Genomic DNA, 22,937 nt, shown 5'->3' with positions numbered 1-22,937 from the left:
AAGCGCAGGCTGCTTCCATTCGAAGGGCTACGCAGCGGAGAAGCCACATGCCCCATCCCTTCAAGGTCGGCGACCACGTTCGCTGGAATTCCGAAGCCGGCTACGTCAGCGGCACGATCACCAAGGTGCACACGCGCGACACCGAGTACAAGGGCCACGTGCGCCGCTGCAGCGAGGACGACCCGCAGTACGAGATCAAGAGCGACAAGACCGACCACGTCGCCATGCACAAGGGATCGGCGCTGCACCGGATCGCCTGATGCCAGCGCTTCCCGCCACGATCTGGACGATCGGTCACTCCACCCGCACGCTGGCGGAGTTCCTCGATCTGCTGCGCGCATACCGGATCGAAGCGATCGCCGACGTGCGGCGCTTTCCCGGCTCGCGCCGCCATCCGCAATTCGCCAGCGACGCATTGGCCGCGGCCCTGCAGGCCCAGGGCATCGCCTACCGGTGGCTGCCGCAGCTCGGCGGCCGGCGCAAGGCCAGGCCCGATTCCCCCAACACCGCCTGGCGCAACGCCTCGTTCCGCGGCTATGCCGACTACATGGACAGCGCCGAATTCGCCGGCGGCCTGGACGACCTGCTCGCCCTGGCAACCCGCCTGCGCACCGCGCTGATGTGCGCCGAGGCCGTCTGGTGGCGCTGCCACCGCTCGATGATCGCCGATGCCCTGCGCGTGCGCGGCATCGAGGTCGTGCACATCGCCGGCGCCACGCACAGCACCGTCCATCCCTACACTTCCGTCGCACGGGTGGTGGACGGCCGGCTCAGCTATGCCCCGCCCCAGGCGGACCTGCTTGGGGCCGGTCCGCCGTCGGCGTCCTAGCCGGCAAAGCCGCTTGGCGCTGCCCTTGCGAGCCCGCGAGGCGCCATCGGGATCGGCCCAGGCAAGCCCGGCATCGGAAATCCTCCCGGCATCCGGGGCCAGCACGCACGCGACTGCCGGTTTCGCCGCGCCGCGCATGGACGAGCCGCGCTGCAACCGGTACGACGACCGGCGGGAAAACGGCGGCACCAGCTTTCCATGACACCCCGGTAACGCCCGCTGGCGCAGCCTGTCTCGCACAGGGCACACCGAGGATCCCGCCATGGGCAAGCGGCCGCCGCACGCCGGAGTCAGCCGCCTCGAACAGAGGCGGTTCCTCGAAGCCTATGGCAAGGCGGTCGCCGCCTTGCCGTCCGCCGCACCGAACCGGCAGCCGACCCATCCGCCGCGCAGGCGGCCGGCACCGCGCTCCAACGCCGCCTTGCGCGATGCCTTGCCGCATGCCCGCTGGCTCGCCTACATCCTGCTGCTGGTCGCCCTCGTCACGATCATCGCCACCGGCTTCTACCTCGGCGCGGTGCATCAGGAACCCCGCCCGCAGGGCGGCGACCGCTCGTCCATGGCATGAAGGCGGCCGTGGCCGCGGGCGTCAGCCCGGGTGTCAGCCCGAAAAACCGGCCACCCGGCGCTGCGCTTCGCGGATCGCCGCGACCAGTTGATCGCGCCCGAACGGTTTCATCAACGTGACGGCGGCAGCCGGCATGGCGGCCGGCCTCGCCGGCACGCTGCTGGACACCAGCACGATCGCGAGCCTGGGGTAGCGTTCCGCCGCGGCCACCACCAGCGCCTCCGATTCGCTCTCGTCGGCCAGATGGATATGCGCGATCAGCACGGCCAACGACGGATGCAGCTCGATCAGACGATGCGCTTCGTCGGCCTGCGTGGCGGTGAGCGTGGAAAATCCCTCGCTCTCCAGCGCCAGCGCGGCACTCTCCGCGATCATCCAGGAGCGATCGACGATCAGCGCGAGCGGGTTCGACGCAGCCATGGTCACTCCAGCGCCGGCCAGGCGGTATCAGATGCAGCATGGGCGGCGCCGGCCAACGCGCCGTCCATTCCCCTCTTCCGCCCACGACCGGCGTACGCCGGCCGCGGCGGGATCGTCGGCATCCTTGCGGCGCTCAGCGCCCGAAGACGATTTCCTCGCCTTCGTGGTCGCGGTCCCAGCCGCGCAGTTCGTCGCGGATGTGCGCGATGCGCTGGCGGCCGAGCGCGTTGCGCTCCTCGTCGAGCACCAGGCCGTCGAGCAGCTCGGCCAGGCGTTGCACGGTGGGCAGCATCGCGTCCCAGGCATCCAGCGCGGGAATCGGCGCCGGCAGGGTCATGAAGAAGGTCAGGCCGGGCGTGCGCAACTGGTCGAGCCGGCTCAGGTCGAAGTTGCCGGGCTTGAGCATGTTGGCCACGCTGAAGATCGGGCCCAGCTCGCGCTTGCCGTCCACCAGGCGATGGTAGATGCCCATGTCGCCGAATTCGAGCCCGGCCTTCTCGGCCGCGACGATCAGGTCGGCGCCATTGAAATGGCTGCCTTCGCGGGCGACCAGGAACAGCGTGACGATGCGCTCCACGGGCATCTGCGGCGGCCGGCGCCCCAGCTCGGAACGCGGCGGCGCCTTGGGCGCGGCAGCCGGCGTCGGAGCAGCCGGTGCGGCGGGCGCCGATGCCGGGGCGGCGGCTGGTGCGGCGGCGGGCACCGGGGCCGGAACCGCCGCGGGCGCAGCGCCCGCTTCGGGCTGCGAGGGCGCGCGCAGGGCATCGACGATGGATGCGGCATGCCCGGTGGGCTGGGGCAGCGGCGCGGCGGACGAGCGGCCACCGGCCACCGTAGCGCCGAGCTTTTCCAGTTCCTCGCGCAGGCCCACGTCCAGCTCGCCCTGCTGCGGCTTCGCCGCCGGAAGATCCCTCGCGTCGTCCAGCGCGCCGAAGGACGCCATCGCATCGGCCTCGCCCGCGTCGCCCAGCGTCGGCTCGCGCCGTTCGCTGCCCTGCGGCGTCGGCACGCGTCGCTTACCCTGCTCCTTCTTCGGCTGGCCGAACAGCCAGATCAGCGCGAGCACGATCACCCCGACGATAAGCAGCGGAATGCCGACGGCGGGATTCCAGGCGAAGGCGAGCACGGGTTGAAGCGTCATCATCGGTTCCTCAGGCAGCTCCGGCCAGTTTAGCCGCTTCGGCGAGGTCCACCTGCACCAGGCGCGACACGCCGGGTTCGCGCATGGTCACGCCGCACAGCTGGGTGGCCGCTTCCATCGTCGCCTTGTTGTGGCTGACGAAGATGAACTGCACCTTCTCGCTCATCTCCTTCACCATGTTGGAGAAGCGGCCCACGTTGGCCTCGTCCAGCGGCGCGTCCACCTCGTCGAGCAGGCAGAACGGCGCGGGATTCAGGCCGAAGATCGCGAACACCAGCGACACCGCGGTGAGCGCCTTCTCGCCGCCGGACAGCAGCGATATGTTGGACGGGCGCTTGCCGGGCGGGCGCGCCATGATCGACACGCCGGTGTCGAGCAGGTCGTCGCCGGTCAGTTCCAGGTAGGCGTGGCCGCCGCCGAACAGGCGCGGGAACAGCGCCTGCACGCCGGCGTTGACCTTGTCGAAGGTTTCCTTGAAGCGCTGGCGGGTCTCGCGGTCGATCTTCTTGATCGCGCCTTCGAGCGTTTCCATCGCGCTGACCAGGTCGGCCAGTTGGTTGTCCAGGTAGGTCTTGCGCTCGCTCTGCTCGGCGTGCTCCTGGATCGCGGCGAGGTTGACCGGCTCCAGTCGCACGATCTTCTGCCCGATCTCGCCGAGCTGCTGCCGCCATTGCGCGGCGTCGACGTCCTCGGGCAGTTCGGCCAGCAGCGGCTCCAGTTCGAGGCCGGAGGCGGTGATCGCCTCGGCCAGTTGCTGCGCGCGCAGTTGCAGTGCCTGCGCGGCAAGGCGTTTCTCCGACAGCTTTTCGCGCAGGCCGGCGAGGTGCTGCTCGGTCTGCTGGCGCTGCTGCTCCAGCCGGCGGAACTCGGCGTCGCAGTCTTCCAGCGCGCGGCGCGCCTCGACCAGTTGCCTGTCGACCAGCAGGCGCTGGTCGAGGTAGGCCTGCCGCTCGGCCTCGAGCTCGGCGATCGGGTCGGAGCCGGCGGCCAGTTGCTCGGCCACTTCGGTGCGGCGCGCCTCGATCTGGCGCAACTGGGCGTCCATGCGCGCCAGCGCCTGTTCCAGCGAGGCCAGCGAGGAACGCTTGGACTCCAGCCCCAGCGCCAGCGCATGCGACTGGTCGGCGGCCTCGCGCGCGTTCATGCGCGCTTCCTCGCGCGCCTCCAGCAGCGCGCGGCGCTCGTTCTCCAGTTCGCGGCGCTGGTCTTCCAGGTCGCCCATGTTGTTGACCGATTCGTCCAGCCGCGCCCGCGCCTCGCGGGTCTGGCCCTGCAGTTCGTCGAGCTGGTCGACCAGCTCGGACAGCTCGCCGGCCACCTTCTCCGCGCGGGCCCGCGCGGTTTCCATCTTGCCGCGATGGCTTTGCAACTGGCCGGCCAGCTCGGACTGGCGCCGGTGCGCGTTGTACAGCTCGCGCTGGGCGTCGTCGCGCGCGCGCTCGGCCTCGAACTTGCGGGTGCGCAGGTCGTCGAGCTGCCCGGTGGCTTCCTCGATGCGCGCTTCCAGCGCCTCGACCTGCGCGGTCAGCGTGCGGATCTCGCGCTCGCGCGCGAGCACGCCCACCTGGCTGCCCTGGGCACGGCGCACCCGCGCCCAGCCCGGGCCCAGCCATTCGCCGGCGCGGGTCATTACCGACTGGTACGGCGCCAGCGCGGACAGCGAGGCCACGCGCCGGTGCGCGTCGTCCAGCGTTTCGGCGGTGAGCACGTGGCCGAGGATCGCCACCGCGGCGGCCGGCCCGCGCACGTGGGCGGCCAGCGTGCCGGCGGTGTTGGCGCCGCCTTCGACGCTGTCGAGCAGGGCGACGTCGGCGTTCTCCAGGCCGCAGAACTCGCCGGCCAGCGCATGCGAACCGTCCACCAGCACGCTGTCGAGGAAACCGCTGAGCGCGGTTTCCACCGCGGTCTCCCAGCCGGCCTCGACCTGCAGCGACTCGCCCAGGCGACGCGACTTGTCCAGCCCCAGCCGGCTCAGCCAGCTGCTGGCGGCGCTCTCTTCCTGGCCGAGCGCGGCATGCTGCAGGGCCTCCAGCGAGGCCAGCCGGCCGCGCGCGGTCTGCAGTTGCTGGCGCGCCTCGTTGAGGGTGGACTGCAGTTGGCGCTCCTCGTCCTGCACCCGCTCGTGGCTGAGCTTGTGCTGGTCGAGCAGGCTGCCCAGGCTTTCCACGCGCTCGCGCTGGGTATCGTGCTCGGCGTGCAGTTGTTCGGCCGCGGCGTCGAGCGCGGCGATGTCGGTGGCCTTGTGCTCGTTGTCCAGCGCCTCGCGGCGGCGGGAGAGATCCACCGCCTGGCGGTCCAGGTAGGCCAGCTTGGTGCGTTCCACCTCGGCGGCGCGGCTCGCCTCGCCGGCGGTGCGGGTGTGGCTGTCCCAGCGCTGCTGCCAGTCGGCCAGCTTGATCTCGGTGCTGCGCAGCGCCTCGGCGGTGTCGTCCTGCATCTGCTGCAGCGCCTCGAGCTTCGGCTCGCCTTCGGCCAGCGCCATGCGCAGCGCTTCGATCTGCTCGCGGTCGCTGGCGATGTGCGCCGCCAGCTCGGCGTGCTCGCGCTCCGCCTCGCCGTGCGCGCGTTGCAGGCGCTCGGCGGTCTCGCGGTTGTGCCGCACCTGCTGCTCGACGCGGGCGATCTCGGCGCCGACCTTGTAGACCTCGGCCTGCACCGCGTTGAGGTGCTCGCTGGCGCCGGTGTGGCGCTCGCGCACGCTTTCAAGCTGCGCCTCGGCCTGGCGCTGGTCGGCGAGGTATTTCTCGATCTCGGTCTCGGCCGCCGACAGCCCGGCGCCTTCGCCGTCGTGCCGGCCCTTCAGGTCGCGGTATTCCAGCGCGCGCAGTTCGGCTTCCTTGCGCGTCTGCTCTTCCTTCAGCGCCTTCCAGCGTTCGGCCGCGCGGGCCTGGCGGTTGAGGTGGTCGAGCTGCTTGTCCACCTCGTCGCGCACGTCGCGCACGCGGTCGAGGTTCTCGCGGGTGGACTTGATGCGGCTCTCGGTTTCCTTGCGGCGCTCCTTGTACTTGGAGATGCCGGCGGCCTCCTCCAGGTGCGTGCGCAGTTCCTCCGGGTGCGCCTCGATGATCTGGCTGATCATGCCCTGCTCGATGATCGAGTAGCTGCGCGGCCCCAGGCCCGTGCCGAGGAACAGGTCGGTGATGTCGCGGCGGCGGCAGCGCGCGCCGTTGAGGAAGTAGGACGACTGGCCGTCGCGCGTCACCTGGCGCTTCACCGAGATCTCGGCGTACTGGCCGTACTCGCCCTGGATGGCGCCGTCGGCGTTGTCGAAGATCAGCTCGACCGTGGCCTGCCCCACCGGCTTGCGCGTATTGGAGCCGGAGAAGATCACGTCGGTGAGCGAGTCGCCGCGCAGGCGGCTGGCCGCGCTTTCGCCCATCACCCAACGGATCGCGTCGATGATGTTCGACTTGCCGCAGCCGTTGGGCCCGACCACGCCGATCATGTTGGTGGGCAGGTGCAGCATGGTCGGATCGACGAAGGACTTGAAGCCGGCGAGTTTGATCGTGGTCAGGCGCATGCGTGGATGACGGGTTCCGGAAAAGGGGCGGCCGCCACGTCAGCGGCGCCGGGAGGCAATGTGCCAAGTGCTTCTATTGTGGCGCAATTCGCCGGCCGGGGTGGCGCCTGCGCTCGTGGCGGGCATGGCCGGTCCGCCCGCGGCGGGCGGGCCGTACCCCGGGCCCGTGGTTCAGCCGCGCGGGACGCCGGCGTCGATGGACAGCGCGTGGATGCCGTTGTCCATCAGGCCCTGCAGGGCCTCGTACACCATCCGGTGCCGTTTCAGCGGCGACACGCCGGCGAAGGCCGCGCTGACGATGCGTACGTGGAAGTGGCCCTTGCCGGCATTGGCGTGGCCGGCGTGCTTGTGGCCTTCGTCCAGCACCTCCAGCTCGCTCGGCGCCAGCGCGCCGGCGAGGCGCTGGCGGATCTGCTCGGCCATGGGCGCCGCCGTTGCGGTCATGCCGGCAGCGTCTTGCGGAACGGCTTGACGCTGACCTGGGCGTATACGCCGGCCGCGACGTACGGATCGGCCTTGGCCCAGCTTTCGGCCTCGGCCTGAGTGGCGAACTCGGCGATGATCAGGCTGCCGGTGAAGCCGGCCGGGCCCGGGTTCTCCGATTCGATCGCCGGAAACGGGCCGGCCAGCAGCATGCGCCCCTCGTCCTGCAGCCGGTTCAGCCGGTCCAGGTGCGCCCCACGCGCGGCGAGGCGCTGGTCCAGCGTGCCGGGACGGTCCTCGGCGATGATCGCAAACCACATGGTCCAACTCCGTGCAGTGAAACGGCGATTTTAGCCGACGGCGCCGCCGGACTGGCGCCTCGCGGCCCGAATTGCCGCCATGGCGCGGAGCGGTCATGGGCATGGCGCTGCCGGCGCCGGCAAAGACTGCCGGACGGGTCGTCGTCCTCCGATGACGCGGCGCCAAGTCGCCGGGGTTGCTTGCCTGCCAGCTCCAGCGTGCGAACACTGCGGGTTTCGTGCCATGCCAACGGCTGCGGTCCGGTGGCATGCGGGCCGACGAGCCGCTCCCATGCCGTTGCCGGCATGGAACGGTCGCATCAGGCAACGGGCATCAGGACATCAGCTGCCGGCGCGCCAGTTCGTCTTCGCGCCGCGTCCGTGCCGACGAACTCCAGGACACCAGTTCGCGCGGCGGCGGTGCCGGCAGCGGCGGCTTGCGGCGCCGGCTGTTGTGGTTTTCCAAGAGGTTCAGAAGCATCCCTGCGATCAGCCCGGTACCCATCACGGTACCCGCCAAAAGCATCACCATGTCGATCGCTCCCGGCCACCCCTGCGTGACCGCGATCACATCGTGGCGCATTCACGCACCCGACACAATCTAAGGAACGTTCATTTTCGTGATCCTGGAACGCGGAAGCCGCGTCGCGCCGGGCGGCGCCATTCCGGACAGTGCCATAAGACATGGCGGCGCCGGCTTGAAACCCATGCTGCGCAATTTACGTCGACGGGATCGGCAATACACTCGGCGGGGGAATCGCTGCGCCAGCGGCATGCCAAGGACCTGGCGGCCCAGGCTGGCGCACCCGGATCTCGCGCTGGCCCTGCAGGTGACGGCCCTGAGCCTGGCCGCGGCGATGCTGAACCCGATGCTGCCGGAGCAGGCGCGCGGCGATGCAGCGGCTGCCGGTGTTGTCCACATTCTTCATGGTGTGGCACATGGTGGCCGGCCTGCTGGGCCCGTACTGGCTGGTTTCCAGCGGTGCGACGGTGCTGCAGATGGTGCTGCTGCGCCGGCGCATCCGGCACCTGTCCGCGCTGCCGGCGACCGCCTGAAACGGCGAAGGCCCGCCATCCGGCGGGCCTTCGCGTCGTATCGCCCTGCGCCATGTCACCCCATGGCGCGGAAGCGTCAGGCTTCCGGCCGCATGTATGGGAACAGCAGCACGTCGCGGATCGAGGCCGAGTCGGTGAGCAGCATCACCAGCCGGTCGATGCCGATGCCGAGGCCGCCGGTGGGCGGCAGGCCCACTTCCAGCGCGCGGATGTAGTCGGCATCGAAGTGCATGGCCTCGTCGTCGCCGGCGTCCTTGGCGGCGACCTGGGCCTGGAAGCGCGCGGCCTGGTCCTCCGGGTCGTTCAATTCGGAGAAGCCGTTGGCAAGCTCCTTGCCGTTGACGAACAGCTCGAAGCGGTCGGTGATGCCCTTGTCGGCATCGTTCTCGCGCGCCAGCGGCGACACCTCCACCGGATGCTGGGTGATGAAGGTGGGCTGGACCAGGGTGTGCTCGACCGTCTTCTCGAAGATTTCCAGGAGCAGCTTGCCCCAGCCGTAGCCGTCCTTGACCTGCACGCCGAGGCGCTTCGCATGCGCGGCCATTGCTTCGCGGTCGCGCAGTTCCCCACGCCCGATCTGCGGGTTGTGCTCCAGCACGGCGTCTTCCATCGTCCAGCGGCGGAAGGCCGGACCCACATCGATCCTGGCGCCTTCCCAGGTCAGCTCGGTGGTGCCGATAACCTGCTTCGCCGTCTCGCGGATCACGTTCTCGGTGAGGTCCATGATCTCGTCGTAGGTGGCGTAGGCCTGGTACAGCTCCAGCATGGTGAACTCGGGGTTGTGCCGGGTGGACACGCCCTCGTTGCGGAAATTGCGGTTGATCTCGTAGACGCGGTCGAAGCCGCCCACCACCAGGCGCTTCAGGTAAAGCTCCGGCGCCACGCGCAGGTAGAGGTCCATGTCCAACGCGTTGTGGTGGGTGACGAACGGCTTGGCCGTGGCGCCGCCGGGGATGACGTGCATCATCGGCGTCTCCACTTCCATGAAGCGGCGCGGCTCGGCCTCCAGCCACTTGCGCATGAAGCCGATGATGCGCGAGCGCTTCTGGAAGGTGTCGCGCGCTTCCTGGGTCACGATCAGGTCGACGTAGCGCTGGCGGTAGCGCTGCTCCACGTCGGCCATGCCGTGGTGCTTGTCGGGCAGCGGGCGCAGGCTCTTGGTGAGCAGGCGCAGCACGTCCACCTTCACCGACAGCTCGCCGGTCTTGGTGCGCATCAGCACGCCCTCGGCGCCCACGATGTCGCCCATGTCCCAGCCCTTGAACGCCTCGTAGGCCGCCTCGCCCACCGTGCCCTGGTGGATGAACAATTGGATGCGGCCGCTCATGTCCTGCAACTGGGCGAAGCTGACCTTGCCCTGCACGCGCTTGAGCACGATGCGGCCGGCGATCTTCACGCGGCGCGCGGCGGCCTCGATGGCCTCGGCGGTATGCGCTTCCCTGTCGTCGAACTCGCTTTGCAGGTCGCCGGCAAAGCTGTCCACCTTGAAGTCGTTGGGAAACGCGATGCCCTGCCCGCGCAGCGCCGTGAGTTTCTCGCGGCGCTCGGCAATCAGCTTGTTCTCGTCAACGGCAGGCTGGGTCTCGGTGGTCTCGCTCATGGGGCTTCCGTGGTGGCCGGCGCTTGTGCCGGTGGCTGCATGTCTAAAGTAAACCCGTTCGCCCTGAGCGTAGGCCCCCAGGGCCGAAGTCGAAGGGCCGTCGCAGGGCGCTTCGACTCCGCCTGCTTTCGCAAGCCATGCCCGGCGCGAACGGGCCAAAGGGCGGTCAATTGCCCTTGCCGAACACTTTCCTGGTCGCGTCCCTTGTCGCTTCCCAGCCTTCCTTCGCACCGTGGCCGATGGCGATGCCGGCATCCCTCGCGCCATGGCCGACGGCGATACCGGCCTTCTTCGCACCGTGGCCAATGCCGGTGCCGGCATCCTTGGCGCCGTGGCCGACCTTCTTCGCCACGTCGCGGGTGGCGTGGCCCACCGCACGGGCACCGTCGGCGACGCCGTGGCCGACGTCCTTCGTGCCTTGCTTGATCTCCTGGCCGGCGCTCTCCTGCGCGGCCGCGGCGGATGCCGCCAGCGCGGCGCTGGCAAGCAGGATGCTGCAGACCTTTCTGGCACTCATGCTGGCTACCTCGTCAGGGTGGGAACGGAACGCCGGCCCTTGTCAGGCATCGACGCGCTTGGCGCCGGCATCCAGGCCGGATTTCAGGCTCGCCTCGATGAACTCGTCCAGGTCGCCGTCCAGCACCTTCTGCGTATCGGTGCGTTCGACGCCGGTGCGCAAGTCCTTGATGCGGCTCTGGTCGAGCACGTAGTTGCGGATCTGGCTGCCCCAGCCGATGTCGGACTTGGTGGCTTCCAGCGCGTCCTTCTCGGCGTTGCGCTTCTGCATCTCCAACTCGTACAGCTTGGCCGCCAGCATCTTCATCGCGCGGTCGCGGTTGGCGTGCTGGCTGCGCTCGGTCTGGCAGGCCACCACGGTGTTGGTCGGGATGTGGGTGATGCGCACCGCCGACTCGGTCTTGTTGACGTGCTGGCCGCCGGCGCCGGACGAGCGGTAGACGTCGGTCTTGAGGTCGGCCGGGTTGATCTCGATGTCGATGTCGTCGTCGACTTCCGGCGACACGAACACCGAGGTGAAGCTGGTGTGGCGGCGGTTGTCCGAATCGAACGGGCTCTTGCGCACCAGCCGGTGCACGCCGATCTCGGTCTTCAGCCAGCCGTAGGCGTAGTCGCCCTCGACGCGGAAAGTGGCGGACTTGATGCCGGCCACGTCGCCGCCGGAGACTTCCATCAACTCGACCTTCCAGCCGCGCGACTCGGCCCAGCGCAGGTACATGCGCAGCAGCATCTCGGCCCAGTCCTGCGCCTCGGTGCCGCCGGCGCCGGCCTGGATGTCGACGAAGGCGTTCGTCGCGTCCATCTTGCCGGAGAACATGCGCTGGAACTCGAGCTTGCCCACGCGGGCCTCGAGCTTTTCCACGTCGCCGGCGACCGAGTTGACGGTGTCCTCGTCGCCGTCGGCGGCGGCCATGTCGAGCAGTTCCTTCGCGTCGGACAGGCCGGCGGTCAGCTCGTCGATGCCGGTGACCACGGTGTCCAGGCGGGCGCGCTCGCGGCCCAGCTCCTGCGCGCGCGGCGGATCGTCCCACACGGTGGGGCTTTCCAGCTCGCGGCTTACTTCCTCCAGGCGCTCGCGCTTGGTGGCGTAGTCAAAGATACCCCCTAAGCGACTCGACGCGGGCCGTGAGGTCCGCGATCTGCGCGAGGATCGGATTGGTCTCGATCATGGTTGAACCGGTGCGGGAAATTCGGCCGCCCATGGTAGCAGAGCCTCCAGCCGGCCTGGATGGCCTGGCGGCTATACTCGCCGCAAACCGGACCGGGGGCTGAAGATGCGATCGATCGCCAGATGGCTATGCGGCGGATGGATGCTGTCGGCCGCGGGACTGGCCGCGGCCGCCGCACCCGACGAAGCGCCGCTCGTCCAGACCGTGCGACGGGCGGTCGCCACCGCCGACGTCCCGGCGCTCGCCGAACTGTACCGGCACCCGCCGGATGACGCGGCCCGCGCGCTTGCCGCGATAGGGCTGGAACGCATCCACTACAACCTCGACCGCTCCAGCGAAATCGCACAGACCTGCGAGCGCTCCCTGTCCGCCAGCCAGCCGGGCTACGCGTACTTCTGCGCCCTGTTCGACAACGGCAACCTGCGCCTGCGCGAAGGCCGTGCGGTGGCCGACGCGGCCGAAACCGCCATTGTCGAACGTTTCGCGGGAAGCATGCCGAAGCCGGAACTCGACCGCCTGCGCGACTACGTCAAGTCCCGTACCGGCGAAGCGGCCTTCACCGTGGAACTGCCGGGGCAGGATGAAGTCCTGCCGCTGGAGCACGCGCCGGGCGACAACCGCGGCGCCCTGGAAGTGGCCGCCAATGGCGCAAAAGCGCGGCTGGTGGTGGACACCGGCGCCAGCGACATCGTGCTCGACGCCACCACCGCCAGGCGCCTGGGCGTGCGCATGCTGGGCCGCGACAGGCGCACCAACGGCTTCCTGTCGCGCGATGTGGACCTCGAGGCCGGCATGCTCGACCGCCTCGCCATCGGCCCGGTCACCCTGCATCACGTGCCAGTATGGGTCGGAACCTCCCGATCCCGCTTGATCGGGCTGGACGTGCTGAAGACGCTGGGCGCGTTCCGCATCGCACAGGACGCGATCACCGTCTACCGTACCCCGTCGAACCGCCCGGCCTGCGAACAGCCGCTGCTGATCGCCAGCGACCTGTGGGGCAATTCGATCCGCGCCACCGTGGCGCTGTCCATCGACGGCACGCTGCGCACTGTGCTGATCGACAGCGGCAGCGCGTTCTACCTCAGCGCAGACGGGCCGGCGATGCAGGAACTGGTCTCCACCTACGCCCACCGGGTGCGCCTGCACGACATCGGGCCGCGCCTGCATGCGGCCCGCGTCGGCCAGGCCACCGCGCGCGTGGAGATCTCCGGCCAGCCGATCGAGATGACCTTCGGCGTCTTCAAGGACGCCGCCCTGCCCTGGCACTACGTGCTGGGCAGCGGCGCGCTGGGCGACATGGACTTCTATTTCGACTTCCCCGGCCGCCACAGTTGCCAGTTGCTGCACGCCAACCTGCGCTGACCGGTCCGGCACCGATCAGGCCAGCGCCTGCGCGTGGACACCGCGCACGGCGCGCCCGGAAGGGTCGGCCATGCCGGCGAAGGCCGGGTCCCACGCCAACGCCGCGGGCGAGGAGCAGGCGATCGACTTGCCTCCCGGCACGGTGGCGGCGCAGGCCTCGCCCGGAAAGTGCTGCTCGAAAATCCGGCGGTAGAAGTACGCCTCCTTGGTCGCCGGCGTGTTGAACGGGTAGCGCGCGGCGGCCGCGGCGAATTCGCGGTCGCTCACCGCCTGTTCGGCATGCGCCTTCAGCCCGTCGATCCAGCCATAGCCCACGCCGTCGCTGAACTGCTCCTTCTGGCGCCACAGGATCTCCTTCGGCAGCGCGCCCTCGAACGCCTCGCGCAGCACGTGCTTCTCGATGCGGCCGTGGCCGGCCATCTTGTGCGCGGCGTCCAGGCCCATCGCCACGTCGACGAATTCCAGGTCGAGGAACGGCACGCGCGCTTCCACGCCCCAGGCCATCATCGCCTTGTTCGCGCGCAGGCAGTCGTAGCTGTGCAGCGCGTCGAGCTTGCGCACGGTCTCCTCGTGGAAGGCTTCCGCCGACGGCGCCTTGTGGAAGTACAGGTAGCCGCCAAAGAGCTCATCCGAGCCCTCGCCGGACAGCACCATCTTCACCCCCATCGCCTTGATCCGCCGCGCCAGCAGGAACATCGGCGTGGCGGCGCGGATGGTGGTGACGTCGTAGGTCTCGATGTGGCGGATCACCTCCGGCAGCGCGTCCAGTCCTTCCCAGAAGGTGTAGACGAAGCCGTGGTGCACGGTGCCCAGCGCGTCGGCGGCGACCTGGGCGGCGGCCAGGTCGGGCGATCCCTCCAGCCCGATCGCGAAGGAATGCAGGCGCGGCCACCAGGCCTCGCTGCGGTCGTTGTCCTCGATGCGCTCGCGCGCGAACTTCGCGGCGCAGGCGGCGACCAGCGAGGAATCCAGCCCGCCGGACAGCAATACGCCGTAGGGCACGTCGGTCATCAACTGGCGGTGCACGGCCTGCTCGAACGCCCGGCGCAACTCGCCCGCGGCGGGGGCACGGCCTTTCGTCGCCGCGTAGTCGCGCCACGGCCTGGCGTAGTAGCTGCGCAACTCGCCGCTGGCGCTGTCGTACACGTGGCCGGGAGGGAACGCCGCCACGTCGGCGCAGACGCCGGCCAGCGCCTTCATCTCCGAGGCCACGCACAACCGCCCTTGCACGTCGTGGCCCCAGTACAGCGGGCACACGCCGATGGGGTCGCGCGCGATCAGGTAGCGCCGCGCCGCGCCGTCCCACAGTGCGAAGGCGAAGATGCCGTTCAGTCGCGGCAGGCCGTGCTCCAGGAACGCCGCCGCGCCGTGTTCGCGGTACAAGGCGTTGATCACCTCGCAGTCCGAGCCGGTGGTGAAGTCGTAGCCGCTGGCCGCGCGCAGTTCGCGGTGGTTGTAGATCTCGCCGTTCACCGCCAGCGCCAGCGCGTCGTCGCGCGAGCGCAGCGGCTGCGCGCCGCTGGCCGGGTCGACGATGGCCAGGCGCTCGTGCACCAGGATCACCCCAGCATCGACGAACACCCCGCTCCAGTCCGGCCCGCGGTGGCGCTGGCGCTGCGACAGTTCCAGCGCCTGCCGGCGCAGGGCCGTCAGGTCGTCGCCCGGCTGCAGGTCGAACATTCCAAAAATCGAACACATGGCTATGGCCCTTTTCGTTGTTCCGGCTTGGTTGAAAATCCGGCCACGGATGGCCGGCTTGCCTTGCGCGGGCGGTGCGCGCGCAGAAAACGAAAAGGCCCGCACGGGGCGGGCCTTTTCGCGTGTCTCTGTCTCGTGAAACGTACAGCTACGCGTCGGCCCACCAGCGGTTGGCGTTATTGTTCGCGCGATTGTTATTGAAGCGGCTGGAGTCGCCGCCGGCCGGCACGACGCCGCGCGCGCAAGGCGCGTCGAGGGTCTGGAGGCGGGTGGCGGGGAAAGTCATGGACACGACTAGAACAGATCGCCCGGCCGCGCGCAAGCGGATTTTTCGTACGGGCGTCCGGACGCCCAAACGCCACGCCGCGCCCTCATCCGCCGGCCATCATTCATTCCGTATGGACGACCGTCGGCGGCTCGGTGATCCATTGCCTGGCCGCCTCGCGTTCGGCCAGGCCGAACAGCCGGAACTCGGCCGGGATGGCGAAGCCCATCGCCTTGCACATGGTGCGGATCCAGCCGACGTCGGTCACCAGCGCGATGCGCTCCCAGCCGGTGAAATGGCGGAAGCCGAGCTTGGCGTCGTCCCACATCGCGCCGGCATCGAAGCCGGTGAAGTCCTCGGCGATGCAGTACAGCAGACGCAGCTTGCGCTTGAGCGCGAAGGCCGCCTCGATGTCCGGCACCATGACGTTCTCGTAGTCCGCCGCGGTCACCTGGTCGTGCGCGACGAAGCCCAGCGTACCGGCCGGCAGGCCGTCGATCTGCTCGATCATGATCGTCTCCCTCGCCGTGATGGTCCCATCCAAGCGCCAATGGCATGCGGACGCAAGCGGGAGAACGTGAAGATCAGGCCGGTTCGACGTGACGAAGCAGCAGGCGCGGGCTTTCGCGGCCCTGCCAGTCGTTCACCACCAGTTCGTAGGCGGCGCGCAGCCGGGAGGGCGGCGCGGCGGCGGCGACGTTGAACATCACCGCGTCGTAGAGGCCGCCGTCGCGCGGATCGCGCAGGCTGAGCCGCCAGTGCCGCTCGCCCATCGGGCGCCAGCCGACGCAGTCGAACAGGTTGTCGAACAGCGGCTCGGGAAAGCCCTGCCCCCACGGGCCGGCGTCGCGCAATTGCAGTGCCAGCGCCAGCGTGGCCGCGCCCGGCGGCAGCTCGCCGTCGGTGTAGAGCGCGGCCTGCAGGTGCTCCTCGTCCAGCCATTCGCGCGCCACCGCGTCGAACGCCGCGGCGAAGCGGTCGTAGTCGCACGCCTTGAGGCTCAGCCCGGCGGCCATCGCATGGCCGCCGAAGCGCCCGATCAGGCCGGGATGGCGCGCATCGATCAGGGCCAGCGCATCGCGGATGTGGAACCCGGCGATCGAGCGCGCGGACCCGCGCAATTCGGCCTCGCTGCCCTGGTCGAACAGCGGCAGCGCGCCCCCCTCGTCCGCGCCGGCCGGGGCGAACGCGATCACCGGCCGGTGCAGGCGCTCCTTCAGCTTGGAGGCGACCAGCCCGACCACGCCGGCATGCCACGAGGGCTCGAACAGCGCCACGCCGACCGCGTCGGTGGACAGCGCACGGTCGACCATCGCCTCGGCCTCGGCCACCATCGCGGCCTGCAGGTCGCGGCGTTCCTGGTTGATCGCGCTGAGCTGCTCGGCGTGGCGGCGGGCCTGCACCGGGTCGTCGGTGAGCAGGCATTCCACGCCCAGGCGCATGTCCTCCAGCCGGCCGGCCGCGTTCAGGCGCGGGCCGACCGCGTAGCCCAGGTCGCTGGCGCCGAGCGTGGACAGGCTGCGCCTGCCGGCCTCGACCAGGGCCGCGATGCCGGCGCAGCCGCGCCCGCTGCGGATGCGCTTGAGCCCCGCCTCGACCAGCACGCGGTTGTTGAAATCCAGCGGCACCAGGTCGGCCACCGTGCCCAGCGCGACGAGGTCGAGCAGGCTGGAAAGATTGGGGCGGGCGCCCTTTCGATCGGCCGAACTATGGAAAGACGCTTCCCGGCTCGCAGAATCGGCCTCGCTCGCAGAATTAGGAGGATCGGCGGGATACAGCCGCGCGCGCAGCGCCAGCAACAGGTAGAACATCACCCCGACGCCGGCCAGCGCCTTGCTGGGAAAGCCGTCGCCGGCAAGGTTCGGGTTGACCATCGCATCGGCCGCCGGCAGCCGCTCGCCCGGCAGGTGGTGGTCGGTGACGATCACCCGGCAGCCGCGCGCCTTGGCGGCGGCGACCCCGGCCACGCTGGCGACGCCGTTGTCGACGGTGACGATGAGCTGCGGTGCCGGCTGCAGCGACTCGACCAGGGCGGCGCTGAGGCCGTAGCCGTGGACGAAGCGGTTCGGTATCGCGTAGTCCACCCGCGTCGCGCCGAGCATGCGCAGGCCGCGCACGGCGACCGCGGTGCCGGTGGCGCCGTCGCAGTCGTAGTCGCCGGCGATCACGATCGACCAATGCCCGCGGATCGCCTCGGCCAGCAGCTCGACCGCCGCCGCCATGCCGCCCAGTGCCTGCGGCGACAACAGGTGCTGCAGGCGGTGCTCCACCTGCGCCGGTCGCAGCACGCCGCGCGCGGCGTAGATCCGCTGCAGCACCGGGTGCACCGCGTCGCCCCAACCGGCCGGCTCGCCCTGCACGGCGCGGCGCCGCAATTGCAGCGCGCTCATGCCCGGCCCCCGCGCCAGAAGCGCCAGCGATGCCACGGCCGCCATTCCCGGCGTTCGCCGCTGGCGAAGCTCAGGCGCAGCGCCTGCCGCCGCGCCAGGCGTTCGAGCGGCGGCCACCATGCCGTGGCGAGGTCGTCCGCCGAGGCGTCCTGCAGGTCGACCAGCCAGCCCGGCCTGGCCGCCGCCACGAGTTCCGGCGTCGCGGGCAGTTGCAGGCACTTCGCCTGTGCGGCAAGCGCGAGCAGCAGCGGATCGTCGCCGATCACGCCGCCCAGCCCGCTGCGCACCCGCGCCGGCAGCCGCCCGCTGCCCCATAGCCACAGGCTGTTGACCGGCGGCAGGCCACGCGCGCGGCGTTCCTCGTTCACCGGATGCCGGTGCAGCAGCACCTGCACCTCGTTGAGCAGGATCCGCCAGCGACGCCCGTCGGCGCCCTGCGGCAGGTGTTGCAGCAGATCCTCGCCCAGCGCCTGTTCCGGCGAAGCGAAGACCGGCAGCGGGCTGCCCGGCGGCAGGCGCAGGTGCCAGCGGTCGGGCGTGGACAGTTCGAGCAGCATGCCGGCGTCGCCGAACAGCGGCCGCAACGGCTTCGCCAGCGCCTGCGCCTCTTCGGCATCGAGCTGCAACCGGCCGCAGGCGAGCAGGCGTACGCCGTTGAGGTCGGGCTGCACCCAGGCCGGGTCGGCGCTGAGCCAGGTCGCGTCGGCCGCGTCGCCGGCGACGCGCTCGCGGGTCAATGCCGCGGCGGGCAGCGGATGGACGTCGCATTGGAAATAGCCGTCCAGGCCGGCGAGGTAGCCGCGCGGTCCCTCCCCCAGCACGTCGGCGCGCGCCAGCAGGCGCCGCAACGGATGCCCCGGCTCGAACCGCGCCAGGTCCGGCAGCCACAGTTCCAGCGGGCGCGGCAGGGGTGCGCTCATGCGTCGAGCTGCTCGTACAGCTCCAGCCACTCGCCTTCGAGCGCCGCCTTTTCCTGGCGCAGTTCGCCCTGGCGCTGGCCGAGCTTCATCAGTTCGGCGGTGGCGCCGCCGTAGACCGCCGGGTCGGCCAACCGGGCCTCCAGCATGCCCAGCTCGGCGTCGATGGCGGCCATCCGCGTCTCGATCTTCTTCACCCGCTGGCGCGAGCTCTTCTCCTGCTCGCGCTGTGCGGCCGCGTCGCGCCGGCGCTCCTCCGCCGCAACGGGCGCGGCCGGCCTGGCCTCGGCCTTGCCGGATTTCTTGCCGGCCGCGGTGCGCGTCTTCAGCCAGCGCGCGTAGTCGTCCAGGTCGCCGTCGAAGGGTTCCACCACGCCGTCGGCGACGCGCCAGAAGCTGTCGCAGACCATGCCGAGCAGGTGGCGGTCGTGCGAGACCAGCACCAGCGCGCCGTCGAAGCCGGCCAGCGCGTCGGCCAGCGCCTCGCGCATGTCGAGGTCCAGGTGGTTGGTGGGCTCGTCGAGCAGCAGCAGGTTGGGCTTGTCCCAGGCGATCAGCGCCAGCGCGAGACGCGCGCGCTCGCCGCCGGAGAAGCCGTCCACCGATTCGAACGCGCGGTCGCCGGCGAAATTCCAGGTACCGAGGAAGTCGCGCATCGCCTGGGTGGCCACGCCCGGCGCCTTGTCCATCAGGTGGTCGAGCGGGCTGGCGCCTTCGCGCAGGCTCTCCACCGTGTGCTGGGCGAAGTAGCCGATCTTCAGGTCCTTGTGCACCTTGCGCTCGCCGCCGAAGGGCTCCAGCTCGCCGACCAGGGTCTTCACCAGGGTGGATTTGCCGGCGCCGTTGGGGCCGAGCAGGCCGATGCGCTCGCCCGCCTCGATGGAGAAGCGCACGCCGGACAGCACGATATGCACCGCGTCGCCCGTGCCGGCGGACGGATCGGCCACGTAGCCGGCCACGATGTCCTCCAGTTGCAGCATCGAGTCCGGCAGGCGGCCGGGCGCGGCGAACTCGAAACTGAAGGGCCGCTCGGCGCGCACCGCCTCGGTGCCTGACAACTTCTCAAGCCGCTTCATGCGCGACTGCGCCTGCTTGGCCTTGCTGGCCTTGGCCTTGAAGCGGTCGATGAAGGACTGCAGGTGCGCCCGCTCGGCCTGCTCGCGCTCGTGCGAGATCTGCTGCTGGCGCAGTTGCTCGGCGCGCAGGCGCTCGAACGCGCTGTAGTTGCCGGTATACAGCTTCGCCTTGCCTTCGTTGAGGTGCAGCGTGTGGGTGATCACGCCGTCCAGGAACTCGCGGTCGTGCGAGATGATCAGCAAGGTGCCCTGGTAGCGGCGCAGCCATTCCTCCAGCCACAGCACGGCGTCGAGGTCGAGGTGGTTGGTCGGCTCGTCGAGCAGCAGCAGGTCGGACGGGCACATCAGCGCGCGCGCCAGGTTCAGGCGGCCGCGCCAGCCGCCGGAGAATTCCTTCACCGCGCGCTCGTGCGTCTCCGGCGGGAAGCCCAGGCCGTGCAGCAGGCGGCCGGCGCGGGCGCGGCCGTCGTAGCCGTTCAGTTCCTCGATGCGGTGGTGCGCGCGGGCCATCGCCTCCATGTCGCCGCGCTCGCCGGCCTCGGCCTCGTCGCGCATCGCGGCGGCCAGTTCCTCGTCGCCGCCCAGCACGTAATCGATCGCGGCATCCGGCAGCGCCGGGGTTTCCTGCGCCACCGAGGCCAGCCGCAGCTTGCCCGGCATGTCCAGCTCGCCGGCGTCGCTCTCCAGCTCGCCCTGCAAGGCGGCGAACAGGCTGGACTTGCCGCAGCCGTTGCGGCCGATCACGCCCAGCCGCCAGCCGCTCTGGATCACCAGGTCGATGTCGGATAGCAGCAGGCGGCTGCCGCGGCGCAGGGCGAAATGGCGGAACGCGATCATCGGTAAGCTTCGTCAACGGGCAAGCCGCACATCATAACGGCCAACCGGAATGCCCACCCCATCGCAGTCGCCGCAGGTCGCCATGGCACGCCCCCGGCAGTTCTGCTACAACGACGCCGCAACGCCTTGTGCGGAGAGGGGACCATGTACAAGCACCGCTTCAACCTGCCATTGATCGCCCTGGCGGCCTTCGGCTTCGGACTGTCCGCGGCGCCCGCCGCGTTTGCGGGCGACAACCTGCTGATCCATCGCGTGCAGGAGGAGCGGGGCATGAACCTGCCCGCCCGCGGCATGAGCATGGCGCAGGTGGAAAGCAGGTACGGCGCGCCGCAGCGCAAGCTGTCGCCGCGCGGCGGCGACAGCAAGAAGCATCCGGTGATCAACCGCTGGGACTATTCGCGGTTCATCGTCTACTTCGAGCGCAGCCACGTGATCCACGCCGTGCTCAACACGCCGGCCGGCAACAACACCAATCCGGCAGCGGTCAACTGAAGTCCGGCCATTCCATAGCACGGCCCGCGGCGACGCGGGCCGTGTTTTCGTATGCGCGCGGCCGGGCCGCCTCTCGTCGTACACTCTGCGCCCCGCGCGCCCGGCCCGCTGCCAGGCGCATCCGTGTTCCGCCGCCCGAGTGACCGCCATGACCCACCCCACCCTGCGCCTGCCGGCGGAATGGGAGCCCCAGTCCGCCGTGCTGATCGCCTGGCCGCATGCCGGCACCGACTGGGCCGAGCGGCTGGCCGAAGTGGAAACCACCTATGTCGCGCTGGCCGCGGCGGCGACCCGCTTCCAGCCGCTGATCGTCGTGGCGGCCGATGCCGGCGTGCGCGCGCATGCCGAGCAGGCGCTGCGCGGGGCGCAGGTGGCGCTCGATCGCGTGCGCTTCGTCGAACTGCCCTACGACGACACCTGGCTGCGCGATTCCGGCCCGGTCACGCTGAAGGCAGCCGACAGCGCCGGCTTCCAGCTCACCGACTTCCGCTTCACCGGCTGGGGCGGCAAGTTCGGCGCCGAGCAGGACGACGCCCTGGTGGCCGGCCTCACCGCGGCCGGCGTGTTCGGCCAGGCCGCGCACCAGCGCATCGACTGGGCGCTGGAGGGCGGCGGCATCGAAAGCGACGGCGCGGGCACCGTGCTCACCACCTGGCGCTGCCTGGCGCAGCGCCATCCCGAGCAGTCGCGCGAGGAGATGAGCACGATCCTGCGCGACAGCCTGCACGCCGGCCGCATCCTGTGGCTGGACCACGGCTACCTGGAAGGCGACGACACCGACGCGCACATCGACACGCTGGCGCGCTTCGCGCCGGGCGACCGCATCGTCTACCAGGCCTGCGACGATGCTGCCGACCCGCACCATGGCGAGCTGCAGCGCATGGGCGAGGAACTGGCCGCCCTGCGCACTACCGACGGTCGTCCCTACCGGCTGTATCCGCTGCCGTGGGCCCGGCCGATCCTCGACGAAGGCCGCCGCCTCGCCGCCTCCTACGCGAACTACCTGATCGTCAATGGCGCGGTGCTGGTACCGGCCTATGGCGACCCGGCCGACGACGAGGCCGCGCGCATCATCGGCACGGCACACCCGGGCCGCGAGATCGTGCAGGTGCCCTGCCGCCCGCTGATCTGGCAGAACGGCAGCCTGCACTGCATCACCATGCAGTTGCCGGCCGGCCTGGTGGGCTGAACGCGCCGTCCCGTGCGGGCGACCGTCCGCCTGGGGTCCGCTACAATCGCGTCTTCCCCTTGCGCTAGCGTCCGCCCACGACGCACAGGACACCCGGCATGACCCGAAAGACCCTCAAGGTCGCGCTGCTGCAGGAAACCGACCGCGGCAGCCGCGACGCCAACCTGGACGCCATCGAGGCCGGCCTGCGCGAAGCCGCCGCCGCGGGCGCCGAACTGGTGCTGCTGCAGGAACTGCACAACGGCCCGTACTTCTGCCAGCGCGAGTCGGTCGACGAATTCGACCAGGCCGAGACGATCCCCGGCCCGGGCACGGCGCGCATCGGCAAGCTGGCCGAGGAGCTGAAGCTGGTGGTGGTCGCCTCGCTGTTCGAGAAGCGCGCCACCGGGCTGTACCACAACACCGCGGTGGTGTTCGACCGTTCCGCCGCCATCGCGGGCAAGTACCGCAAGATGCACATCCCGGACGATCCGGCGTTCTACGAGAAGTTCTACTTCACGCCGGGCGACCTCGGCTTCGAGCCGGTCGACACCTCGGTCGGCCGCCTTGGCGTGCTGGTGTGCTGGGACCAGTGGTATCCGGAAGCCGCGCGCCTGATGGCGCTGGCCGGCGCCGAGCTGCTGCTCTACCCCACCGCGATCGGCTGGGACCCGAACGACGAACAGGCCGAGAAGGACCGCCAGCGCGAAGCCTGGGTCACCGTGCAGCGCGGCCACGCGGTAGCCAACGGCCTGCCCCTGCTGTCCTGCAACCGCACCGGCTACGAGGCCGACCCGTCGAACGTCGGCAGCGGCATCCGGTTCTGGGGCACCAGCTTCGTGGCCGGCCCGCAGGGCGAATTCCTGGCCCAGGCCGGCACCGATGCGCGCGAATTGCTGGTCGTCGAGATCGACATGGCGCGCAGCGAGCACGTGCGGCGGATCTGGCCGTTCCTGCGCGACCGCCGCATCGACGCCTACGGCGACCTGCTGAAGCGTTACCGGGACTGAGCTTCGCCGCACCGGGTTTCGCCGCGGCGTGCCTTGAAGCATCTTTGCTCTCAGCCGGTATCCCGCTATTTCGAGCCGGCTCATCCACCGCTTCGAACTCGTCATCCCGGCAAAAGCCGGGATCCAGTGGCTTCGGCCACAGACCATCGAAGTACCAAGACGCTGGACCCAAGCTTTCGCT

Annotated in this window: 22 protein-coding genes; 8 read left to right on the top strand and 14 right to left on the bottom strand. The window is 70.3% G+C overall.

Annotation, left to right across the window (positions count from 1 at the left end; all coding sequences use genetic code 11):
- The first annotated feature begins 47 nt into the window (after window positions 1–47).
- The 3 genes from ASG87_RS14640 (at window position 48) to ASG87_RS14630 (ending at window position 1,397) form a co-directional block, all read left to right on the top strand.
- Complete coding sequence (locus tag ASG87_RS14640) at window positions 48–260, top strand: DUF2945 domain-containing protein (RefSeq protein ID WP_056006713.1); 213 nt, start codon at window positions 48–50, stop codon at window positions 258–260.
- Window positions 260–829: a DUF488 domain-containing protein gene (locus tag ASG87_RS14635; protein WP_056006710.1), complete on the top strand. Its 570-nt coding sequence runs from the start codon at window positions 260–262 to the stop codon at window positions 827–829. The genes ASG87_RS14640 and ASG87_RS14635 overlap by 1 nt, the downstream gene beginning before the upstream one ends.
- A 262-nt stretch (window positions 830–1,091) precedes the next feature.
- Window positions 1,092–1,397: a hypothetical protein gene (locus ASG87_RS14630; RefSeq protein WP_056006707.1), complete on the top strand. Its 306-nt coding sequence runs from the start codon at window positions 1,092–1,094 to the stop codon at window positions 1,395–1,397.
- 33 nt (window positions 1,398–1,430) lie between these two features.
- On the opposite strand, the gene ASG87_RS14625 is transcribed toward ASG87_RS14630, so the two are convergent.
- The 6 genes from ASG87_RS14625 to ASG87_RS14600 form a co-directional block, all read right to left on the bottom strand.
- Window positions 1,431–1,817 carry a hypothetical protein gene (locus ASG87_RS14625; protein ID WP_157511111.1) on the bottom strand — a complete coding sequence of 129 codons (387 nt, stop codon included), beginning with the start codon at window positions 1,815–1,817 and terminating at the stop codon, window positions 1,431–1,433.
- A 133-nt stretch (window positions 1,818–1,950) separates the two neighbouring features.
- Window positions 1,951–2,958 (bottom strand): cell division protein ZipA, encoded by a 1,008-nt coding sequence (zipA, locus tag ASG87_RS14620; RefSeq protein ID WP_056007327.1) that lies wholly within the window; start codon window positions 2,956–2,958, stop codon window positions 1,951–1,953.
- A gap of 10 nt (window positions 2,959–2,968) precedes the next feature.
- Window positions 2,969–6,478 (bottom strand): chromosome segregation protein SMC, encoded by a 3,510-nt coding sequence (smc, locus tag ASG87_RS14615; RefSeq protein ID WP_056006701.1) that lies wholly within the window; start codon window positions 6,476–6,478, stop codon window positions 2,969–2,971.
- Between the two features lie 171 nt (window positions 6,479–6,649).
- Window positions 6,650–6,901 (bottom strand): BolA family protein, encoded by a 252-nt coding sequence (locus ASG87_RS14610; protein WP_082583031.1) that lies wholly within the window; start codon window positions 6,899–6,901, stop codon window positions 6,650–6,652.
- Between the two features lie 17 nt (window positions 6,902–6,918).
- On the bottom strand, window positions 6,919–7,221 hold the full coding sequence (locus tag ASG87_RS14605) for a YciI family protein (protein WP_056006696.1): 303 nt from the start codon (window positions 7,219–7,221) through the stop codon (window positions 6,919–6,921).
- A gap of 313 nt (window positions 7,222–7,534) precedes the next feature.
- Window positions 7,535–7,783 (bottom strand): hypothetical protein, encoded by a 249-nt coding sequence (locus ASG87_RS14600; protein WP_056006694.1) that lies wholly within the window; start codon window positions 7,781–7,783, stop codon window positions 7,535–7,537.
- A 311-nt stretch (window positions 7,784–8,094) separates the two neighbouring features.
- On the opposite strand from ASG87_RS14600, the gene ASG87_RS20255 reads away from it, so the two are divergent.
- A complete protein-coding gene (locus ASG87_RS20255; protein WP_157511110.1) occupies window positions 8,095–8,256 on the top strand; it encodes a hypothetical protein in 162 nt (53 codons plus the stop codon).
- 76 nt (window positions 8,257–8,332) lie between these two features.
- Here ASG87_RS20255 and lysS read toward each other — a convergent pair whose 3' ends face one another.
- From lysS to prfB, 3 genes are all read right to left on the bottom strand, one after another.
- Window positions 8,333–9,856, bottom strand: coding sequence for a lysine--tRNA ligase (gene lysS / locus ASG87_RS14595; RefSeq protein ID WP_056006691.1), 1,524 nt, complete (start codon window positions 9,854–9,856; stop codon window positions 8,333–8,335).
- A gap of 166 nt (window positions 9,857–10,022) precedes the next feature.
- On the bottom strand, window positions 10,023–10,373 hold the full coding sequence (locus ASG87_RS14590) for a hypothetical protein (RefSeq protein ID WP_056006688.1): 351 nt from the start codon (window positions 10,371–10,373) through the stop codon (window positions 10,023–10,025).
- 42 nt (window positions 10,374–10,415) lie between these two features.
- Window positions 10,416–11,541 (bottom strand): peptide chain release factor 2 gene (prfB, locus tag ASG87_RS14585; protein ID WP_157511109.1). Its coding sequence is split into 2 segments (ribosomal slippage): window positions 10,416–11,465 and window positions 11,467–11,541, totalling 1,125 coding nucleotides; the frame shifts between segments, so codons are not numbered across the junction.
- A gap of 141 nt (window positions 11,542–11,682) precedes the next feature.
- Here prfB and ASG87_RS14580 point away from each other — a divergent pair.
- Window positions 11,683–12,903 (top strand): retropepsin-like aspartic protease, encoded by a 1,221-nt coding sequence (locus ASG87_RS14580; protein WP_082583007.1) that lies wholly within the window; start codon window positions 11,683–11,685, stop codon window positions 12,901–12,903.
- Window positions 12,904–12,918: 15 nt separating this feature from the next.
- On the opposite strand, the gene asnB is transcribed toward ASG87_RS14580, so the two are convergent.
- The 5 genes from asnB to ASG87_RS14555 form a co-directional block, all read right to left on the bottom strand.
- Complete coding sequence (asnB, locus tag ASG87_RS14575; protein WP_056006685.1) at window positions 12,919–14,601, bottom strand: asparagine synthase B; 1,683 nt, start codon at window positions 14,599–14,601, stop codon at window positions 12,919–12,921.
- A 389-nt stretch (window positions 14,602–14,990) separates the two neighbouring features.
- Window positions 14,991–15,377, bottom strand: coding sequence for an STAS/SEC14 domain-containing protein (locus ASG87_RS14570; RefSeq protein ID WP_056006682.1), 387 nt, complete (start codon window positions 15,375–15,377; stop codon window positions 14,991–14,993).
- 73 nt (window positions 15,378–15,450) lie between these two features.
- Window positions 15,451–17,256 carry a single-stranded-DNA-specific exonuclease RecJ gene (gene recJ / locus ASG87_RS14565; RefSeq protein ID WP_056007319.1) on the bottom strand — a complete coding sequence of 602 codons (1,806 nt, stop codon included), beginning with the start codon at window positions 17,254–17,256 and terminating at the stop codon, window positions 15,451–15,453.
- Window positions 17,253–18,176, bottom strand: a complete 924-nt coding sequence (locus ASG87_RS14560) for a hypothetical protein (protein ID WP_056006679.1) — start codon at window positions 18,174–18,176, stop codon at window positions 17,253–17,255. Before ASG87_RS14560 ends, recJ begins: the two co-directional genes overlap by 4 nt.
- The gene (locus ASG87_RS14555) at window positions 18,173–20,086 is read right to left on the bottom strand and encodes an ATP-binding cassette domain-containing protein (RefSeq protein ID WP_056006677.1); all 1,914 of its coding nucleotides are present in this window, start codon (window positions 20,084–20,086) and stop codon (window positions 18,173–18,175) included. The genes ASG87_RS14560 and ASG87_RS14555 overlap by 4 nt, the downstream gene beginning before the upstream one ends.
- A gap of 144 nt (window positions 20,087–20,230) precedes the next feature.
- Between ASG87_RS14555 and ASG87_RS14550 the strand changes: the two genes are divergently transcribed.
- The 3 genes from ASG87_RS14550 to ASG87_RS14540 all read left to right on the top strand — a co-directional run bounded on the left by ASG87_RS14550 (window position 20,231) and on the right by ASG87_RS14540 (window position 22,756).
- Window positions 20,231–20,578: a hypothetical protein gene (locus ASG87_RS14550; protein WP_056006674.1), complete on the top strand. Its 348-nt coding sequence runs from the start codon at window positions 20,231–20,233 to the stop codon at window positions 20,576–20,578.
- A gap of 148 nt (window positions 20,579–20,726) precedes the next feature.
- Entirely contained in the window at window positions 20,727–21,767 is a 1,041-nt protein-coding gene (locus tag ASG87_RS14545; RefSeq protein WP_056006671.1) for an agmatine deiminase family protein, read from the top strand.
- A 98-nt stretch (window positions 21,768–21,865) separates the two neighbouring features.
- Window positions 21,866–22,756: a carbon-nitrogen hydrolase gene (locus ASG87_RS14540; RefSeq protein WP_056006668.1), complete on the top strand. Its 891-nt coding sequence runs from the start codon at window positions 21,866–21,868 to the stop codon at window positions 22,754–22,756.
- Window positions 22,757–22,937: the final 181 nt, after the last annotated feature.

The sequence above is a fragment of the Frateuria sp. Soil773 genome (assembly GCF_001428405.1).
Classification (GTDB): Bacteria; Pseudomonadota; Gammaproteobacteria; order Xanthomonadales; family Rhodanobacteraceae; genus LMSL01.
Note: the sequence above shows the minus strand (reverse complement) of the source record. Positions and strands in the feature narration are given on the sequence as shown.

Coding starts and splice junctions, on each gene's coding strand:
- ASG87_RS14640 (WP_056006713.1), top strand. CDS start 48: ATGCCCCATCCCTTCAAGGTCGGCGACCACGTTCGCTGGAATTCCGAA.
- ASG87_RS14635 (WP_056006710.1), top strand. CDS start 260: ATGCCAGCGCTTCCCGCCACGATCTGGACGATCGGTCACTCCACCCGC.
- ASG87_RS14630 (WP_056006707.1), top strand. CDS start 1,092: ATGGGCAAGCGGCCGCCGCACGCCGGAGTCAGCCGCCTCGAACAGAGG.
- ASG87_RS14625 (WP_157511111.1), bottom strand. CDS start 1,817: ATGGCTGCGTCGAACCCGCTCGCGCTGATCGTCGATCGCTCCTGGATG.
- zipA (WP_056007327.1), bottom strand. CDS start 2,958: ATGACGCTTCAACCCGTGCTCGCCTTCGCCTGGAATCCCGCCGTCGGC.
- smc (WP_056006701.1), bottom strand. CDS start 6,478: ATGCGCCTGACCACGATCAAACTCGCCGGCTTCAAGTCCTTCGTCGAT.
- ASG87_RS14610 (WP_082583031.1), bottom strand. CDS start 6,901: ATGGCCGAGCAGATCCGCCAGCGCCTCGCCGGCGCGCTGGCGCCGAGC.
- ASG87_RS14605 (WP_056006696.1), bottom strand. CDS start 7,221: ATGTGGTTTGCGATCATCGCCGAGGACCGTCCCGGCACGCTGGACCAG.
- ASG87_RS14600 (WP_056006694.1), bottom strand. CDS start 7,783: ATGCGCCACGATGTGATCGCGGTCACGCAGGGGTGGCCGGGAGCGATC.
- ASG87_RS20255 (WP_157511110.1), top strand. CDS start 8,095: ATGCAGCGGCTGCCGGTGTTGTCCACATTCTTCATGGTGTGGCACATG.
- lysS (WP_056006691.1), bottom strand. CDS start 9,856: ATGAGCGAGACCACCGAGACCCAGCCTGCCGTTGACGAGAACAAGCTG.
- ASG87_RS14590 (WP_056006688.1), bottom strand. CDS start 10,373: ATGAGTGCCAGAAAGGTCTGCAGCATCCTGCTTGCCAGCGCCGCGCTG.
- ASG87_RS14580 (WP_082583007.1), top strand. CDS start 11,683: ATGCTGTCGGCCGCGGGACTGGCCGCGGCCGCCGCACCCGACGAAGCG.
- asnB (WP_056006685.1), bottom strand. CDS start 14,601: ATGTGTTCGATTTTTGGAATGTTCGACCTGCAGCCGGGCGACGACCTG.
- ASG87_RS14570 (WP_056006682.1), bottom strand. CDS start 15,377: ATGATCGAGCAGATCGACGGCCTGCCGGCCGGTACGCTGGGCTTCGTC.
- recJ (WP_056007319.1), bottom strand. CDS start 17,256: ATGAGCGCGCTGCAATTGCGGCGCCGCGCCGTGCAGGGCGAGCCGGCC.
- ASG87_RS14560 (WP_056006679.1), bottom strand. CDS start 18,176: ATGAGCGCACCCCTGCCGCGCCCGCTGGAACTGTGGCTGCCGGACCTG.
- ASG87_RS14555 (WP_056006677.1), bottom strand. CDS start 20,086: ATGATCGCGTTCCGCCATTTCGCCCTGCGCCGCGGCAGCCGCCTGCTG.
- ASG87_RS14550 (WP_056006674.1), top strand. CDS start 20,231: ATGTACAAGCACCGCTTCAACCTGCCATTGATCGCCCTGGCGGCCTTC.
- ASG87_RS14545 (WP_056006671.1), top strand. CDS start 20,727: ATGACCCACCCCACCCTGCGCCTGCCGGCGGAATGGGAGCCCCAGTCC.
- ASG87_RS14540 (WP_056006668.1), top strand. CDS start 21,866: ATGACCCGAAAGACCCTCAAGGTCGCGCTGCTGCAGGAAACCGACCGC.